Source organism: Balnearium lithotrophicum, assembly GCF_900182585.1.
GTDB classification, from domain to species: domain Bacteria; phylum Aquificota; class Aquificia; order Desulfurobacteriales; family Desulfurobacteriaceae; genus Balnearium; species Balnearium lithotrophicum.
The window spans coordinates 1-16,556 of sequence record NZ_FXTM01000019.1; the positions used below are offsets into that span (position 1 = coordinate 1).

15 protein-coding genes are annotated in these 16,556 nt (G+C 41.6%); 3 read left to right on the forward strand and 12 right to left on the reverse strand.

The window, feature by feature from the left end:
• From FN732_RS07240 to hypF, 7 genes are all read right to left on the reverse strand, one after another.
• A partial coding sequence (locus tag FN732_RS07240) for a helix-turn-helix domain-containing protein (RefSeq protein WP_142934556.1) occupies positions 1-302 on the reverse strand: 302 nt, incomplete at its 3' end.
• A 261-nt stretch (positions 303-563) separates the two neighbouring features.
• Entirely contained in the window at positions 564-1,562 is a 999-nt protein-coding gene (gene hemB, locus FN732_RS07245; RefSeq protein WP_142935901.1) for a porphobilinogen synthase, read from the reverse strand.
• A gap of 61 nt (positions 1,563-1,623) precedes the next feature.
• Entirely contained in the window at positions 1,624-1,911 is a 288-nt protein-coding gene (locus FN732_RS07250) for an ArsR/SmtB family transcription factor (protein WP_142935902.1), read from the reverse strand.
• On the reverse strand, positions 1,911-2,801 hold the full coding sequence (locus FN732_RS07255) for a Coenzyme F420 hydrogenase/dehydrogenase, beta subunit C-terminal domain (RefSeq protein WP_142935903.1): 891 nt from the start codon (positions 2,799-2,801) through the stop codon (positions 1,911-1,913). The genes FN732_RS07250 and FN732_RS07255 overlap by 1 nt, the downstream gene beginning before the upstream one ends.
• 9 nt (positions 2,802-2,810) lie before the next feature.
• Complete coding sequence (locus tag FN732_RS07260; protein WP_246051350.1) at positions 2,811-3,539, reverse strand: NADH-quinone oxidoreductase subunit B family protein; 729 nt, start codon at positions 3,537-3,539, stop codon at positions 2,811-2,813.
• 9 nt (positions 3,540-3,548) lie between these two features.
• Positions 3,549-4,721: a nickel-dependent hydrogenase large subunit gene (locus FN732_RS07265; RefSeq protein WP_142935904.1), complete on the reverse strand. Its 1,173-nt coding sequence runs from the start codon at positions 4,719-4,721 to the stop codon at positions 3,549-3,551.
• Positions 4,718-6,961, reverse strand: a complete 2,244-nt coding sequence (hypF, locus tag FN732_RS07270; RefSeq protein ID WP_142935905.1) for a carbamoyltransferase HypF — start codon at positions 6,959-6,961, stop codon at positions 4,718-4,720. Before hypF ends, FN732_RS07265 begins: the two co-directional genes overlap by 4 nt.
• A gap of 93 nt (positions 6,962-7,054) precedes the next feature.
• Between hypF and purL the strand changes: the two genes are divergently transcribed.
• The 3 genes from purL to FN732_RS07285 are packed head-to-tail and all read left to right on the forward strand — an operon-like array spanning position 7,055 to position 11,754.
• Positions 7,055-9,277, forward strand: a complete 2,223-nt coding sequence (gene purL, locus FN732_RS07275) for a phosphoribosylformylglycinamidine synthase subunit PurL (RefSeq protein ID WP_142935906.1) — start codon at positions 7,055-7,057, stop codon at positions 9,275-9,277.
• Positions 9,264-10,436, forward strand: a complete 1,173-nt coding sequence (locus FN732_RS07280) for a sensor histidine kinase (protein WP_142935907.1) — start codon at positions 9,264-9,266, stop codon at positions 10,434-10,436. Before purL ends, FN732_RS07280 begins: the two co-directional genes overlap by 14 nt.
• Complete coding sequence (locus FN732_RS07285) at positions 10,417-11,754, forward strand: sigma-54-dependent transcriptional regulator (protein WP_142935908.1); 1,338 nt, start codon at positions 10,417-10,419, stop codon at positions 11,752-11,754. The genes FN732_RS07280 and FN732_RS07285 overlap by 20 nt, the downstream gene beginning before the upstream one ends.
• Here the strand turns inward: FN732_RS07285 and tig are convergent.
• The 5 genes from tig to FN732_RS07310 all read right to left on the reverse strand — a co-directional run bounded on the left by tig (position 11,751) and on the right by FN732_RS07310 (position 16,549).
• Positions 11,751-13,061: a trigger factor gene (gene tig / locus FN732_RS07290; RefSeq protein ID WP_142935909.1), complete on the reverse strand. Its 1,311-nt coding sequence runs from the start codon at positions 13,059-13,061 to the stop codon at positions 11,751-11,753. The genes FN732_RS07285 and tig overlap by 4 nt on opposite strands.
• Entirely contained in the window at positions 13,058-14,269 is a 1,212-nt protein-coding gene (locus FN732_RS07295) for an argininosuccinate synthase (RefSeq protein WP_142935910.1), read from the reverse strand. Before FN732_RS07295 ends, tig begins: the two co-directional genes overlap by 4 nt.
• Positions 14,270-14,336: 67 nt before the next feature.
• Positions 14,337-15,509 carry a chromate efflux transporter gene (chrA, locus tag FN732_RS07300; RefSeq protein ID WP_142935911.1) on the reverse strand — a complete coding sequence of 391 codons (1,173 nt, stop codon included), beginning with the start codon at positions 15,507-15,509 and terminating at the stop codon, positions 14,337-14,339.
• Positions 15,502-16,245, reverse strand: coding sequence for a tRNA1(Val) (adenine(37)-N6)-methyltransferase (locus FN732_RS07305; RefSeq protein ID WP_142935912.1), 744 nt, complete (start codon positions 16,243-16,245; stop codon positions 15,502-15,504). Before FN732_RS07305 ends, chrA begins: the two co-directional genes overlap by 8 nt.
• Positions 16,235-16,549, reverse strand: a complete 315-nt coding sequence (locus FN732_RS07310) for a hypothetical protein (protein ID WP_142935913.1) — start codon at positions 16,547-16,549, stop codon at positions 16,235-16,237. Before FN732_RS07310 ends, FN732_RS07305 begins: the two co-directional genes overlap by 11 nt.
• Positions 16,550-16,556 lie beyond the last annotated feature (7 nt).

Here is a 16,556-nt window from a genome sequence, read left to right on the forward strand (position 1 = left end):
ATCTGAGGTTGTCTTACTCTGTGAGGTCTTTTGTTTCTGTCTTTGAGGCCTTCTAAACCGTACTTTTTGTATCTATTTTTCCATTTGTAGAAGGTGGTTGGACTTATTCCGAAGTATCTGCAGGTTAGTCTTGCATTTTGGTGTTTTTCGTAGTGTTGAATCCATTTAAGTCTTTTTCTCACGTTTGGGTCTTTTGTTAGGTCGAGTTTGGTTTTGATTTTCGTTCCTCTTTTGATTGTTTTTTTGAAGGGTGTATTTGATATGTGCAGGGATGCACCTTTGAATTTCTTTAATTGTTTCATTGGTGGACACCTCCTTTTGTTGGAGTTCAAATCTTATTTTAGGGTGTCCACCTTCTTTCTGAACTTCAACAGATGTCAATACTATGATAATTTTCTATTTTTGTAATTCAATTTACATATCAATAATTGAGATAATATAAAGATTTCCTTATTTAAAAATCCCGTTTCTACATCAACAATTAAAAGGAAGAACTGAAAAAATTCCTGTAAGAATCCCCCTCATAAATTGTTGTTATGTTAACCCTTAAGCTCAAATCTTAATCAACTTTCTTTCAACCACTCAGCAACGTCAAGGGCGTGGTATGTAAGAATTAAATCTGCTCCCGCTCTCTTCATTGATGTAAGAGTTTCTAAAACAACTCTCCTCTCATCAATCCATCCCTTCATAGCGGCAGCTTTAACCATTGAATATTCACCACTAACGTTGTACGCAGCTGTTGGATACTTGAAGGTTTCCTTTACCGCCCTTATTACATCCATGTATGCAAGAGCAGGCTTAACCATTACTATGTCTGCTCCCTCCTGAATATCTAAGGCAACTTCCCTGAGAGCTTCATTAAAGTTAGCAGGGTCCATCTGGTACGTTCTTCTATCTCCAAATGCGGGCGTAGACTCTGCTGCATCCCTAAAAGGACCGTAGTAGGCAGAGGCGTACTTTGCAGCATAGGACATTATTGGAATGTCCGAAAATCCTGCAGAATCTAAGGCCTCCCTTATTGCTTTAATCATTCCATCCATCATTCCAGAGGGAGCCACCATGTCGGCTCCGGCTTCAGCATGGGATATAACCTGTTTTTTTAAAAGTTCCAGAGTTTTATCGTTGTCAACATCACACACCTCACCACTACAGGCCAAATACCCACAATGGCCGTGGGAGGTGTATTCACAGAAACAGACGTCGGTTATTACGTAGAGCTCCGGACACTCCTTCTTAAGTTTCCTCACTGCTCTCTGAATTATTCCCTCTTCCGAGTAGGAGTCTGAACCCAGTTCATCCTTGTGTTCAGGTATTCCAAAGAGGATAACTGCAGGAATTCCAGCTTTTAAAACCAACTCACCTATTTCAGGCAGTCTATCTATGGAGTACCTAAACTGCCCAGGCATAGAGGGAATCTCTTCCTTCTTATTTTCTCCTTCAACAACAAAGATGGGATATATGAAATCGTCTACTGTTAGAACAGTTTCCCTTACCATTCTCCTGATATTTTCATTTTTCCTCAATCTCCTCAATCTCAACTGGGGGAACCTTCCTGTTAGCATAACTCTCCTCCTATCCTACTTTTCAGGACTACATTTCTACTGTAATCTTACTAAAGTTTAATCAATCAAAGAGTAAAGAAATTATTTCCTTAGCGATTTCGCTTGATGTTCTATACAAAACCTTTGTCCCTTCCTTTCTGAAAGAGAGAATTCCCAACTCCTTCATTAAACCAACATGTTGTGATACTTTTGGTTGAGAAATTTTTAAAATGTCTACAAGGTCCTTAACACAGACCTCCTTTTCCATAGTGAGAATAACAATGGCCAATCTCTCTGGATGACCTAAAACTCTTAAAAACTCAGCTTTTTTCTCTAAACTTTTTCTCTCTATTTCCAGTTGGCCAATCATCAGAACACCTCCTCCTCGTAATCAAAGTTAACCGAATTCCAGATTTTGTAGAACTTTCTAAGCTTCTGGTCGTTCCACTTTGGTAGTGGAAGCCCTAACTCTATTCTATCGATAATATCCCCTATGTTTAGTAACACTTTTCTCCTGAGGAACTCCAAAATTCCATCTACCAACTTTTTCTCTGCTTTTTTAAAGAGGATTAATCCAGGATACTTCATTTGTAGTTTTCCTATTGTGCTCCATCCCCTCTCACTTCTGACTATGAAAAGAGCTCTGTTTTCTTCCTTAATGGGAACGTAGGTAATATCACTCCCCTTAGCCGATAAGTTAAGACAGTATCGGCAGGCCGAATTCATGTATCTGTGGTGAATTTCTATGGGAACTTCAACGTCCTCTCCCTCTACTTCGTAGAAGAGATGGTCTCCTTCAAAGAAAATTCTTTCAACTTTGCCGCTTTTCTTAGATATATCTAAGAGCTCTGCTTCAAAAGAAGAACTCTTTAAGTTTCCAGGACAGAGAATTCCGATTTTTATTGCAATAGCTGTTTTCGTCCAGTTACATCCTATGCCGTAGTACTGAGTTTTGTTTATACCGTCAAAGACACAGGAAGGAGCAAGAACTGCTAATTTTGACAAACTGTACTTTTGAACAGCCTTCTTTAAGAAGGAATTAATCCCAAAACACGCATTCTTCTTTGGAACTTTGACCTTTTCCTTTGAGAGGATGAGCTCCGGTTTGAATCCATCCTCACTACACGTTAAGAGACCATCAATGAGGTTTTCTAGAAACATAAGTTTTAAAAATTCCTCTAAAGGATTTCCCCTTTCAGAGGTTACCTCAAAGACTTTTCTGTACTTCCCTATAAGAAACTTTTCATCAAGGAATAACATTAACTCCCCTTAATAGGTTGGTTGTGGATAGGTTTTAAACGTCTGAGGACAAGCAGCTAAACAGGCTCCACAAAAAACACAAAGGGATAGGTTGAGAGTAGGTTTGTTGCACCTTTTATCATAGGTTATAGCCCTTGTAGGACAAGCTGTAGAGCAGGTTCCACATCCTGTACAAAATCCCTTATTGACAACTTCTGAAAGGATATCCAGTCCGCTGACCCTTGCAGAGTTGGCCATGTACTCAAACGGTAGGAGAAAGTCCTCGTTTGATTCTAGAAGAGCAAGGAGAAAACTGTAGAGGAGTGAAGGGTTGGGAGGACAACCAGGAATAGCGTATTTGATTTTACTTCTTAAAAACTCCAATTCTGTTAGAGGTATAAAGCTCTGTTCGTGGGGTTGGGGCAACTGATTTCCACAGGAGAGTCGTCTTATTCCCCCGAATGAGGAGCACGCTCCAACGGTAACGATAGCCCTGGCCTTTTCCTTAAGCTGTTTTAGAAGGTTCAAGTGGTGATGGTCCTCAATACAGAGAGCTCCTTCAACAAAGGCAACATCCATTTTAGGGATTTCTCTGTTTCGAGTAAGCATGTTGGAGTAAACTAACTTAACAGTATCAAGTATTTCAACTGCATCTTCAAACATATCCAAAAAGGAAACTTGGCAACCGGAACAGCTTGAAAGGTGGACAAAACCTATTTTCAGTTCAAAATCACCTTCCTCTGAGAGGCTGTAGAACAATTTATCCCCCTAATGGGATGCACATACTATACATGGGTCGTACGCTCTTACAACGTATTCGACTTTGTCAATCTCCACACCCTTGAGTGACTCGGAGATTGCCCAAAAATTAATTTCCGTTGGAACTACAATTTTATAATATATAATTTTTCCAGATTTATCAATTTTTACAGCATGTACATTTGTTCCCCTTGGAGCTTCGTGGACTCCTACTCCCAACGTTTCTCCATCGGAGATGGGTAACCTTCTATTCCTGAGCTCCCCAGAAAAACTATTACTTTCAAGGAGTTCAAGAATTCTCTTTAAGGCCTCAACGTTCTCCTCTCCCCTTAAAATGTGGAGCTCCTTTATTCCCCCTTTAGGTTTATAACCTTTAAAAAAAACTGCCCTTGCTCTCGGACCTGTTTCAACAGGTTTCCCGTTGAGTAGAGGATAAAGGTTAGAAACTCTCCTCTTTAGTTCACCCTCAAAGATTTCTTGAGGCATCCTAAAGGAAAATCTGTTGAAATCAATTTCCTTACCGTAGTAAAGGTCGGTGGAGAAGAACTCTAAATTGTGACTTCCAAGGGTTTCTTCTAAGGATTCCCTCCTCCAGAGTTCATCGACAGCTTCCCTAAATGTAAGGTAGTTACTTTCAAGTAAACCTAAAACTTCTTCTCCTTCCTTTAAAAATTTCTCCTTTACAAAATCCTCGAAAGGTTCTGAGATTCCTCCTACAACTATGTTTGGAGAGTGGATAATTTCACCACCTGCAGACTCAAGAAGACGGGCTACAAATTTTCTAACTCTTTGAACCTCCCGTATAAACAGAAATCTGTCATCCTTCTTTAGAAATAGGTCCTCAGATACCATTATCTGATGGAGGAGATTGTTGTAGATTCTAACGGCCAAACCTAAAACTTCCCTTAAAACTTCAGCCTCTGGAGGTATCTCTATTCCCGCTGCAGATTCAATGGCCTTTGCAGATGCTATCGAGTGGGTTATTTGACAGAGCCCGCAAATTCTACTGGTTAAAACGGGAGCAACAGAGGCCTCCCTTCCAATTAAGAGGGTCTCAAATCCCCTAACGGGAACCAAAGCAAAGTACAGTCCCCTTTTGACGATTCCATCTTCAACATCCAAGTAGAGGCCCGAATGGCCTTCCGTAAGAGGTATTCCTTCTATCTTTACAACTTTCCTCAAATCAACCCTCCGTATACTGCCTGTCCCAAAGAAATTCCCCCATCGTTTGGAGGAACCAACTGGTGAATAATCGGTTTAAATCCAAGGGAAGAGAGTTTTTTAAAGGCCTTTTCAACTAAAATCTTGTTTTGAAAAACACCACCAGAGAGAGCTACCTTCCCAATTCCTGTTCTATCCCTCAGTATTTGTGCTGTTTTAACGATTATGTCAACGACGGTATTGTGGAACTTCATTCCTATTTCCTCAGGTGAAACCCCTTTCTTCAAATCCTCCAGTATTCCCAAAATTATTGGTCTCCAGTCTATTTCGTTACCTTCTATTTCAAAGGGATAGCTCTTCTCCGTTCTCGCCTTCATTGAGAGCTCTTCAAGTAGAATTGCTCCCTGTGCGTGGTAGGAAACGTAGTTTCTTATTCCCAAGATGGAGGATACTCCGTCGAATAACCTTCCCATACTTGAAGTTAATGGGGAGTTAACCCCTTTTAAAACCATCTGCTTTACAAATTCAACTTTTCCGGCCTCAACGTTCAGGAGCTCCCTCGGTTCCTTCTCTACCTCCATTAAAAGTGAAACGGCAGTTCTGTAGGGTTCCTTTACGGCTTTATCTCCTCCGGGAAGTGGAAAGTACCTCAAGTGAAATTCCCTTTCAAAATCGGTATATGAAGCAGTTAAAACCTCCCCTCCCCAGATTTTCCCGTCCTTTCCATACCCTGTTCCATCAAATGAAAATGAAATAACTCTCTCCTCAAGGGGAACTTCGTTTTCAGCCATGACTGAGATTGTATGGGCGTGGTGGTGGTAAACCTGCCTTACCCTTTCCTGAAAGAACTCTTTCCCAAACTTCGTTGTAAAGTAGCCTGGATGATAGTCTGTAACTACCACCTCCGGTTCTAATTCAAAGAGCTCTATTAGGTCCCTGACAGTTTCCTTTAAAAATTCCTCTGCCTTTAAATTGTCGATATCCCCTATGTGCTGGGATATGTAAACTTTGTCCTCCTTTCCTACGGCAACTGTAACCTTCATGTGGGGACCAAGGGCAAGAACCGGTCTTTTAAGTTTAAATGGAAGAACTACTGGAAGTGGAGCATACCCCCTTGAACGCCTAATTGGAACGATTCTACCTGAAATGACCCTAACAACTGAATCGTCGCACCTCCTTGCTATGTCCCTGTTGTGGATAAGGGCTCCGTCAACTAATTTCCCTAAGACTTTTTCAACCTCTTCGTTCCTGTACATAATCGGTTCATCTGTTAAATTGCAGCTCGTTGCAACAATTGGCTTCCCAAAGTCCCTAAGGAGGATGTGGTGGAGTGGTGTGTAGGGAAGAAAGGCTCCTACAGTTTTAGTATCTGGAGAAATTGAGGGAGCTAAGTCTGTATTTTCCTTTCTCTTTAAAATGACAATCGGAGTTTCAACGCTCGTTAGTGCAATTTCCTCAAGTTTCGATACCTCTGCGTACTCTTTTAACTGGTCTAAATCCTTAAACATAACTGCAAACGGCTTTTCCTCCCTTCTCTTTCTCCTCCGAAGTTCCCTTACAGCCTTTTCGTTCGTTGCATCGCATACAAGGTGAAATCCACCCAATCCCTTAACTGCAAGAATTTTTCCTTCCTTGAGAAATCTAACCGTTTCCTTTAATGCACTTTCCCTCTCTCCTATCCTTTCTCCCTTTTCATTTAGGAGTTCTACATGTGGACCACATTCAGGACATGCGTTAGGCTGGGCGTGGAACCTCCTGTTTAAAGGGTCTGTATACTCCCTGTAACACTCAGGACACATCTTAAACTTTTTCATCGTTGTGTTTTCCCTGTCGTAGGGAAGGGAGAGTATGATTGTGTACCTTGGACCACAGTTTGTACAGTTTATGAAGGGATATCTGTATCTCCTGTTGCTTTTGTCAAAGAGCTCCCTTAGACAGTCCCTACAGGTTGCTAAATCCGGTAGAACGGAGACCTTAACTTCTCCCCTCTTCTCACTCCTTCTTATTTCAAAATCACTGTAGCCGATGTCATCGAGGAATTTCTTATCGATGCTAAATATCCTTGCAGCCGGAGGGAGCTCTGTCTGGAGTTTCTTTAGAAATTCCTCCAACCTCTCTTTTTCACCCTCAACTTCAACTACAACACCGGAATCACTGTTCAGTACGTAACCCCTTAGAGAGAGCTCCTTAGCAACTCTGTAAACGAAGGGCCTGAAACCTACTCCCTGAACAAGTCCTGTAATAAAGAGTTTTAATCTCATACTTTAATTCCTTCCTATAGAAATATATTTCCACTTCACCAATCAGTTTTAATTGTAGGATAATTACCAACACAAACAGTATGGGGAGAGTAGATGGATAGAAGACTTATTGAACAGCACGTTACTCTGGAAGAGTACCAGAAAATTCTGGAACTGCTTGGAAGAGAACCAAATTTAGTTGAACTTGGTATATTTTCGGCTATGTGGTCCGAACACTGTTCCTATAAGTCTTCAAGGCCACACCTCAAAAAGTTTCCAACAGAGGCTCCGTGGGTGGTTCAAGGACCCGGTGAAAATGCAGGAATCATAATGGTTGATGAGGAAAGGGGAATATGTGCAGCTTTCAAGGTTGAGTCCCACAACCACCCATCCTACATAGAGCCGTTCAACGGAGCAGCTACAGGTGTAGGTGGAATTTTGAGGGACGTTTTTACAATGGGTGCCCGCCCTGTAGCCTGTATGGATTCTTTAAGATTTGGAGAGCTTCACGACTCAAAGATGAGGTACGTGACGAAGGGAGTCGTTTCTGGTATTAGCCACTACGGAAACTGTGTTGGAGTTCCGACAGTTGGAGGAGAGGTTTACTTTGATTCGTGTTACCAGACGAATCCCCTTGTAAATGCATTTGCACTGGGACTTGTTAAGAAAGACAAGATTTTCTACGCAAGGGCAGCAGGAGTTGAGAATCCCGTTATATACGTTGGAGCAAAGACGGGAAGGGATGGAATCCACGGGGCAACAATGGCATCTGAGGAATTTTCCTCAGAGGAGGAGGTTGAAAAGAAGGTTAACGTTCAGGTTGGAGACCCATTCCTTGAGAAGCTCCTGATAGAAGCCTGTTTAGAGGCAATGGAAAAGGAAGGAATAGTTGCTATTCAGGATATGGGAGCTGCTGGATTAACCTCATCCTCGGTTGAGATGGCCTCCCGCGGAGGCGTTGGCGTTGAGTTAGACCTTGATAAGGTTCCTACGAGGGAAGAGGGGATGACCCCTTACGAGATAATGCTCTCAGAATCTCAGGAGAGAATGTTAGTTGTCTGCGAAAGGGGAAAGGAAGAGGAGATAATGAACGTTTTTAGGAAGTGGGGATTAGATGCCGTTGTAATTGGTGAGGTTATTGAGGAGCCTGTTTTGAGGCTCTTTTGGAAGGGAGAGGTTGTTGCGGAGCTCCCTATAAAGGCACTTACAGATGAAGCTCCCGTTTACTATAGGCCCTTCAAGGTACCAAAGTACATTATTGAGAATAAAAAGTACGACCAGAACGACATTCCTGAACCTAAAAACCTAAACGAAGTTGTAAGAAAGCTCCTTTCCTCCCCTACGATAGCAAGTAAAAGGTGGATCTGGGAGCAGTACGACCACATGGTTCAGATAAATACCGTTGTCTATCCTGGTTCAGATGCGGCCGTTTTGAGGGTTAAGGGAACAAAAAAAGGAATAGCTATAAGCAGTGACTGTAATTCAAGGTACTGCTATCTGAACCCTTATGAGGGTGGAAAGATAGCCGTTGCTGAAGCAGCAAGGAATGTTGCCTGTAGTGGGGCCGTTCCAAGGGCCATAACGGACTGTTTAAACTTTGGTAGTCCGGAGGACCCGGAAATTATGTGGCAGTTTGTCAAGGCAACAGATGGAATGGCCGACGCCTGTAAGGTTCTTGAAACTCCGGTTGTCAGTGGGAATGTAAGCTTTTATAACGAAACAAAAACAGAGGAAGGAAAGAGAGCCATTTTCCCAACTCCTACAGTTGTCTGTGTGGGGGTTTTAGAAGATGTAGAGAAACGGATGACCTCCTACTTTAAGAACGAAGGGGATATTATCATCCTACTTGGCGAAAACACCGGAAATATTTCCGGTTCAGAGTATCAAAAGTTAGTGGAGGGTGAGTTTAAGGGAAGCGGTCAAACGGTAGATTTAAGATTTGAAAAAACCCTTCAGGAAGCTTTAATTGAAGCAATAAAATCGAAACTGATAAAACACGCCCACGATGTATCTGAAGGTGGTTTAGCAGTTAATCTCTTTGAATCCTCCTTCGAGAGGGGCTTAGGGTTTGAAGTTAATTTAGATGACGATTTGAGAACCGATTTCTTACTCTTCGGAGAGGAGCAAAGCAGAGTCGTTGTAAGTACCTCTCAGAACAGGTTGGATGAAGTATTAGAGTTTTTCAAGAGAAAAGCCGTTCCAGCTAAAGTAATAGGTAAGGTAGGTGGTAAAAGGGGAATAATCAAACATAAGGGAAGAGAAGTTGTGAATATTCCAATAGAGGAATTAAAAGAGCTCTATGAGAACTCCTTAGAGAGAGAGCTTGGTATCTGTTAAATTCTCCTTTGAAAAGCTTCAACTTATTTATAAGGTTGGCAGATTGGGATTCTCTGCCGGCCTTTTTGTTCTCCTTCTTTCGGTTTACTCGATAAGTTCAAAATTTCTCGACCCATACTCCTATTTAGTTTTAGGAATCTATTCTTTTATCTCATTTCTTATCCTTCTTTTTTCGGAAAAGTCCTACCTTTATGAATTTCTCCTTGACGAATTGTTTCTTTTTCTCCTTGCAGTCAAGGGAGTTTTTTCGTACACCATTTTTTCTCTCTTTCTCTTCTTTCCGATTTTTTTCTCCTCCCTTTTTCTAAACAGATGGCAGGGGATATCTGTTCTTATCCTTTCCTATTCACTTCACATTTTTTACTTTCTTATAGAGAGGGGAGAATTTAATCTACTTCAAAGTTTTCTTAACTTTTTAGCCCTTACTCTAATTTTCTTAATTTCCCAGAAAATAAGGGAAAACATGGAAGAACAAAAGAGAAATTTTGAGGAGTTGGAAAAATTAAAGAAAGAGTCTGAATTTTATAAAAGACTCTACGAAATAAGTGCAAACCTAGCTCACGAACTGAAAAACCCGTTAGCTTCAATTAAGGGAGCTCTCCAATTAATAAAACCGGAAAGGGAAAATGAGAAGTTAATGAAAATTCTTTTTACTGAGGTTGATAGACTCGATAGAACGATAAGGGATTTTCTCAATTTATCAAGGCCTATGCCCCAGTTTAGAAAACGAATTAATGCCAAACAGGTTGTAGAAACTGTTTGTAATAATCTTGTTTCAGAGAAATCCTGCAAAGTAGAGGGTGAAGACGTATGGATTTTTACAGACCCACAATCTTTCAATTCCGTTGTTGAGAATCTAATAAACAATGCTCTCTACTGGGCAAGGAGTCAAGTTATTGTGAAGGTTAAAAAGGATAGAAATTTACTTGAACTGAGGGTTGAGGACGACGGTCCAGGGGTTTTAGAAGAGGATAAAGAGAAAATTTTTGAGCCATTCTTCTCAAGGAGAAGTGGTGGTTCCGGCCTTGGCCTCTCCATTGTTAAGAAGTTTGTGGTTGAAAATGGAGGATTTATCCTTGTTGAAAGGAGTTCCTTAGGGGGAGCTGCTTTCATTTTAAAAATTCCTGTTGGAGAGTTTGATGAGAGCTCTGATTCTTGAGGATGAGATTAACTTAAGGGAAATACTCAAAATGCTCGTTGGTGAGTTTGGTTACGAAATTAGCGAAGCTGGAAGTTTAAAAGAGGCTTTTTCCCAAATCGATGAGAGAATCTACGATTTAATTCTCGTTGATTTGAGGCTTCCTGATGGTTTTGGCATGGAAGTTGTGAGAAAGGTTAAAAAGGAACAGCTTGAAACTGAAATGATAATAATTACAGCCTTTGCTACGACGGAGACAATTAAAGAGGCATTTGAATTGGGGGTTTACGACTACATAGAAAAACCCTTTAACGTTGATGAACTGAAGCTGATTTTAAGGAACGTTACAGAAAAAATTAGATTGAAGGGGAAAACAGAAGAAGACTTCCCTTTAATAGTTGGAAAATCAAAGGTAATAGAGAGGTTAAAGGAACAGATAAAAAAAATTGCTCCTTACGATGTCAACGTTCTGATTTTAGGAGAGAGTGGAACTGGTAAAGAACTCGCAGCAAGGGCAATTCACAAGTTAAGTCCAAGAAGGAATAAACCCTTTGTTGCAATTAACTGTGCAGCACTACCGATGGAGCTACTTGAGAGTGAACTCTTCGGTTATAAGAAAGGGGCTTTTACTGGAGCTCTCTCTAACAAAATGGGACTTATAGAGAAGGCCGACGGAGGAACTCTCTTTTTGGACGAAATAGGGGATATGCCATTACAACTTCAAGCAAAGCTTCTAAGGTTTTTAGAGGAAAAGACATTTATCCCTTTAGGTTCAACTCAGGAAAAAAGGGTTGATGTAAGAGTTTTGGCAGCTACAAACAAGGACTTAAAGAGGGAAATTGAGGATGGAAGGTTTAGAGAGGACCTCTACTATAGGCTTGCAACAATCACTCTATGCACTCCTCCTTTAAGGGAGAGGAGGGAGGATATTCCTATCTTGGTTGAATACTTTGCAGATATCTTTTCAAAGAAGTACAAAAAGAGGGTAAGGAAAATTTCTCCCCGCTTCATAAAGTACTTATCCTCACTACCCCTTGAAGGAAACGTTAGGGAACTTAAAAATTTGGTTGAAAGGGAGGTAATTCTCTTAGACGATGATGGAGTCCTTGGAGCTGGCTTCTCTTTCGAAAGCTTTAGTATTCAGGATGTTGAAATTCCACCTGAGGGAGTAAACCTGAAAAAAATTCTTGAAGAAACGGAAAAAAATTACCTGCTTAAAGCACTGAAGTTAGCTGAGGGAAAAAAGACGAAGGCAGCAGAACTTCTTGGATTAACATTTAGGGAGTTTAGGTATAGATTAGGAAAGTACACCCCCCAAAGGGGGGATAAGGAAGATTAACCTTCTTTTTCCTCTTTGTTTTCCTCCTCTGCTTCTACCTCTTCAACCTCTGCAAGCTCAATCAGTCTGTCTAATGCCTTCTGCCTCAAAATGTCCTGCCTTATCATGCTGAGTAGTCCCTTTTCCTCCAACGACTGCCTTGCCTTTACGTAGTCTCCGCCAAAGGCAGAATCTGCAAGTTTCTGTATTTCAGATTCAACATCTTCGTCTGTAACTTCAATCCCTTCAAGTTCGGCAATTCTCTCAAGGAGAAGCTTGACCTTTACCGTTTTTTCTGCGGTCGGTCTTACCATCTCAACTATTCCTTCAGGGCTGACTTGACTTACATCAACTCCAATTTGAGCAAGCCTGTTTAACTGATTCTGAGCCTGAGCCCTTATCTCAAGGTCTAACATTGATGGAGGTACGGGGATGTTCACCTTTTTGAGGAGTTCCTCAATAATCTGGTCCTCAACCTCCTCCTGCTCCCTTACCTTTTCAGCAGTTTCTAAATCCTCTAAGATTTTCTTCTTCATGTCTTCAAGATTCTCAAATCCAAACCTCTTTGCAAACTCATCGTTAACTTCAGGGAGCTCCTTTTCCTTAACTGACTTTACTTTAAACTTAACTTTAACCTTTTTCCCCTTAGCTTCACCGTACTTTTCTTCATCTGGAGCCTCAAACTCAACCTCTCCTTCCTCTCCGGCCTTCTTACCTAAAACCTCCTTCTCAACCTCTGGCCAGAGTTGCTCCTGTCCCAAAACTACTGAAACTTCACCTTTATGGCTCTCCTCCTCCCCTTCAACCTGAGTTTCGTACTCTAATTCAACCAAATCTCCTTCCTTAGCTTCCCTGTCAACCTCCTTCCATGTTGCACTCTGGTTCCTCAAGCCCTCAATTACCTTCTGAACGTCCTCATCTCCAACGTTTCTCTTTGTTCTCTTTACCTTTATTCCCTTGTAATCTTCGGGATTAATCTCTATTTCAGGCTTAACCTCAAGAATTAAAACTACATTGACTCTATTTTCCTTAAGGTCTGCGTTGTAGGACTCAACTCCGGGGTCAGAGATTAGGTTGAGCCCTTCTTTTTCCAAAACTTCAGCCAACTTCTGAGGAATGAGTGTTCTTAGTAGAGTATCCTTTATATCCTCCTCGTAGTACTTCTTTATTACAGACGCAGGAGCCTTACCGGGTCTAAAGCCGGGAACTTTTGCCCTTCTTCCTATCTCCCTGCAGATTGCCTTTACCTCTTTCTCTACCTCTTCAGGTTCTAACTCCATTTTCACTTTCTTAATTACATCGTTTACATTCTCCAATTCGTATTTCATCTGTTCCCTCCTTTCTTTCTTACTCTTCCCATTACTTTAAGCGGCAGACTCCACACCTTTGTAAATGCCGCTCCTGCCTTATGGTCAAAGGTATCCTTTGGACTGTAGGTTGCCAAATCCTCAATGTAGAGCGAATTTGGAGACTTCCTTCCAACAACTTGAGCACTTCCCTTGTAGAGCTTAAATCTCACAGTTCCTGTAACCAAAGGAGAAATTTTATTGTTAAACGCATCTAAAGCTTCCCTAAGTGGTGTGAACCAGAGGGCTTCGTAAACAACTTCTGCGTAAGGGTGCTTTATGTGACTCTGTTTGTAGTGGTAAGTAAATCTGTCAAGAACTAAACTTTCAATCTCATCGTAAGCCTTTATGAGTAGTAGTCCTGCAGGAGATTCGTAAACCTCCCTTGATTTAATCCCGACAAGTCTATTTTCAACCATATCTATTCTTCCAAATCCGTGTCTTCCAGCAATTTCATTCAAATCCCAGATTAATTTCCAAATCTCTGTGTAGCTTTTGCCGTTTAGAGAAACTGGAGTTCCCTCTTTAAATTCAATTTCAACGTACTCGGGCTCATCAGGTGCCTTCTCGGGGGATACTGTTAAAACGAAAGCATCCTCAGGAGGTTCTATATAAGGGTCCTCAAGTGGACCGGCTTCTATTGCAACTCCCCACAAGTTTCTATCGTAGGAATAGGGCTTCTCCTTCGTTGCCACCACAGGAATTCCGCACTTTTGAGCGTACTCTATCTCCTCATCCCTCGACTTGAACTCCCACTCTCTAACGGGAGCAAGAACTTCAATGTCGGGGTCTAAGGCCCAAACTGAGGCCTCAAACCTCACCTGGTCGTTACCCTTTCCCGTTGAACCGTGGGCAACAAAGTCGGCTCCAACCTTATGGGCGATTTCAACCAACTTCTTAGCTATCAAAGGCCTTGAAAGGGCACTTATCAGTGGATACTTTCCTTCGTAGAGAGCTCCCGCCCTCATTAAGGGTAAACAGTACTCCCTTGCAAACTCTTCCTTTATATCATCAACAATGGCCTCAACGGCCCCTGAAGCCTTAGCCTTTTCTGGAATTTCTGTAAGCTCTTCACCCTGTCCAACGTCTGCAGTATAGGTAATTACCTCGTATCCTCTATCTGTTAACCATCTAACTATCACAGATGTATCAAGCCCACCGGAATAGGCGAGAACAACCCTTTTCTTCACATTTCCCTCCTAAAAAGGATAAAAGTCTGTGGAATTTTAGACAATTTTATTTATAAGTTCAAAATTGTTAAAAGAATCTAATTCCGAAAATGTAGAGAAGGAGCTTAAAAGTTAATCCAACTAAGAATAGAGGAAGTACTCCCAATCTAAGGTACCTAACGGACAAAAAAGCATAAGCTACCCATATGAAGGAAAACGGGTAGGAGACCAGGAACTTTAGAATAGTCAGAACAACAAAGAAAAGCATTCCAGTGAAGGCAGAAAGGACGGCGGATATTCCTCTTCTTATAAGGGTTAGCTCCTTTATTTTGCTGTAAATGTCGGCAAAGAGAAGGGTAAAGAAAAAGGAGGGATAGAACATTCCAAAGGTTGCAACCATTCCCCCTAAAACTCCACAGACTTTGTACCCTATGAACGTCGAAGTTATCAGGATTGGCCCCGGCGTAATCTGGCCAAAGGCGATTCCGTCCGTAAACTCCTTGAGTGAAAGCCAGTGGTGGTAACTGACAACTTCCTGTTGAAGGAGGGGGAGAATTGTAAATCCATTTCCAAAGGCAACTGAACCGATTTTTACCATTGAGAGGAGGAGTTCTGCCAACTTTCCTTTCGATACCAATCCTACTAAAAGGGCAGCAAGGAGTGGAGCTCCTAAAAGAAACAGTTTAAGGTAGTCAACTGATACGTTTGAGACATTAAATTCTCTTTTCCCCTCAATGGATTTAAAGAGAAACGTACCCAAAACAAAAGAGACGGCTACTACAACAGCTCCATTGACGTTTAGGAGAACTGAGAGAAAGGCAAAGAGCGCCATCAAGAACTTTTTAAGTGTACTTGAAAATTTCCTGGCAAAGTCAAGGGAAATGTGGATTAAAACACCTAAGACCATTCCTTCCAACGGAGGAAAGAGGCTCTTAAGCCAGGCAACCTGCTTAAAATTAAAATAGATGTAGGAAAGGAAAAGCATCAAGAGAAATGTAGGGAGAAGAAAGAAAAGTGTGCCTAAGAGAGCTCCAGCCACTCCCCCTATCCTGTAAGCTACGTACGTTGCAAGGTTGAACATTACAGGACCCGGGTAGAGCTGAACCATTCCAAGACCTTCCTCAAATTCCTTCTCTGTAATCCATCCCCTTTTTAAAAAGGAGGACCTTAACTCTTGAAGCATAACTGCACCGTAGGCAGTAAGTCCCAACTTTAGGTAGGCAGTTGAAAGCTCAAAAAGTGAGGGTTTTTTCCTATCCATTGAGAAATTCTCTGTACTTTTTCTCTACTTCGTCAGTATACTCCCTCCTCTTACAGTCTGAGTAGATAACGAGGGGAGGTTCTACAGTTACTCCCTTACCTCCTCCCCTTACCCCTTCAACCAAGAACAGGTTTGCCTCCCTCCCGAAGCAGGGATACAGAAACCTCAGTCTTTTAGGTTCTATCCTATTTTCCCTCATGAGAAAGATTGCATCTGTAAACCTGTGAACGGGTAGGAGGAGGTAGAATCTACCTCTATTTTTCAGTAAGAAGCCTGCTGCTTTTATAAAGTCCTCTAGCTTTGCCTCAATCTCCTGTCTTGCCAGAGCCCTCAAGCTTCCCTTTGAAATGGAACCCTTCCCAACCTCAATGAAGGGAGGATTTGTTACAACAATGTCAAAGGAGTGGGGTTTGAAAACCTTACTCACTTCCTTAACGTTAAGTTTCAAAACTTGAAACCTCTCTTCAACGTTGTTTATTTCTGCATTCTTCCTCGCCAATTCAACGTTCTCCTCTGCAACATCAATTCCCACTGCAGATATTTCACCGTACTTTAGAAGGAGGAGAATCGGAATAACACCGCAGCCCGTTCCAAGGTCTATCAGTTTTTCCTTTCCCTTTATCCTTACAAAGTCAGCAAGCAGGAACGTATCCGTTCCGAATCTAAAACCGTCCTTCAGTTGGTAAAACTTGCACTTTTCATTTAAAAATGTTGAAAGGTCTACCCTATTCTCCACAGAGATTCCTCTTCATTGAAGTTACGTACCTCTTTATCTGTTCAATCCATCTCAAAAAATCGTTTGTATCGTCGAAGTAGTAATTTGCAACATCCCCAACTACGTGTTCAAAGTCTGCCGGATTGTTCTTTAAAAACTGGTCAATTTCTGAGAGGAGCTTTTTTGCAGTTTCACAGTCCACCAATTCCTCCCTGACTATGTCCCAGTCGGACTTCCCCTCCTCAATCCCGTACGAAAAGGATGCAAGGAGGGAGTAGAAAAAGGGATACCTCTCCTCAAAGAGCTTCTCCTTCTCGTAGTTCACTTCCTCC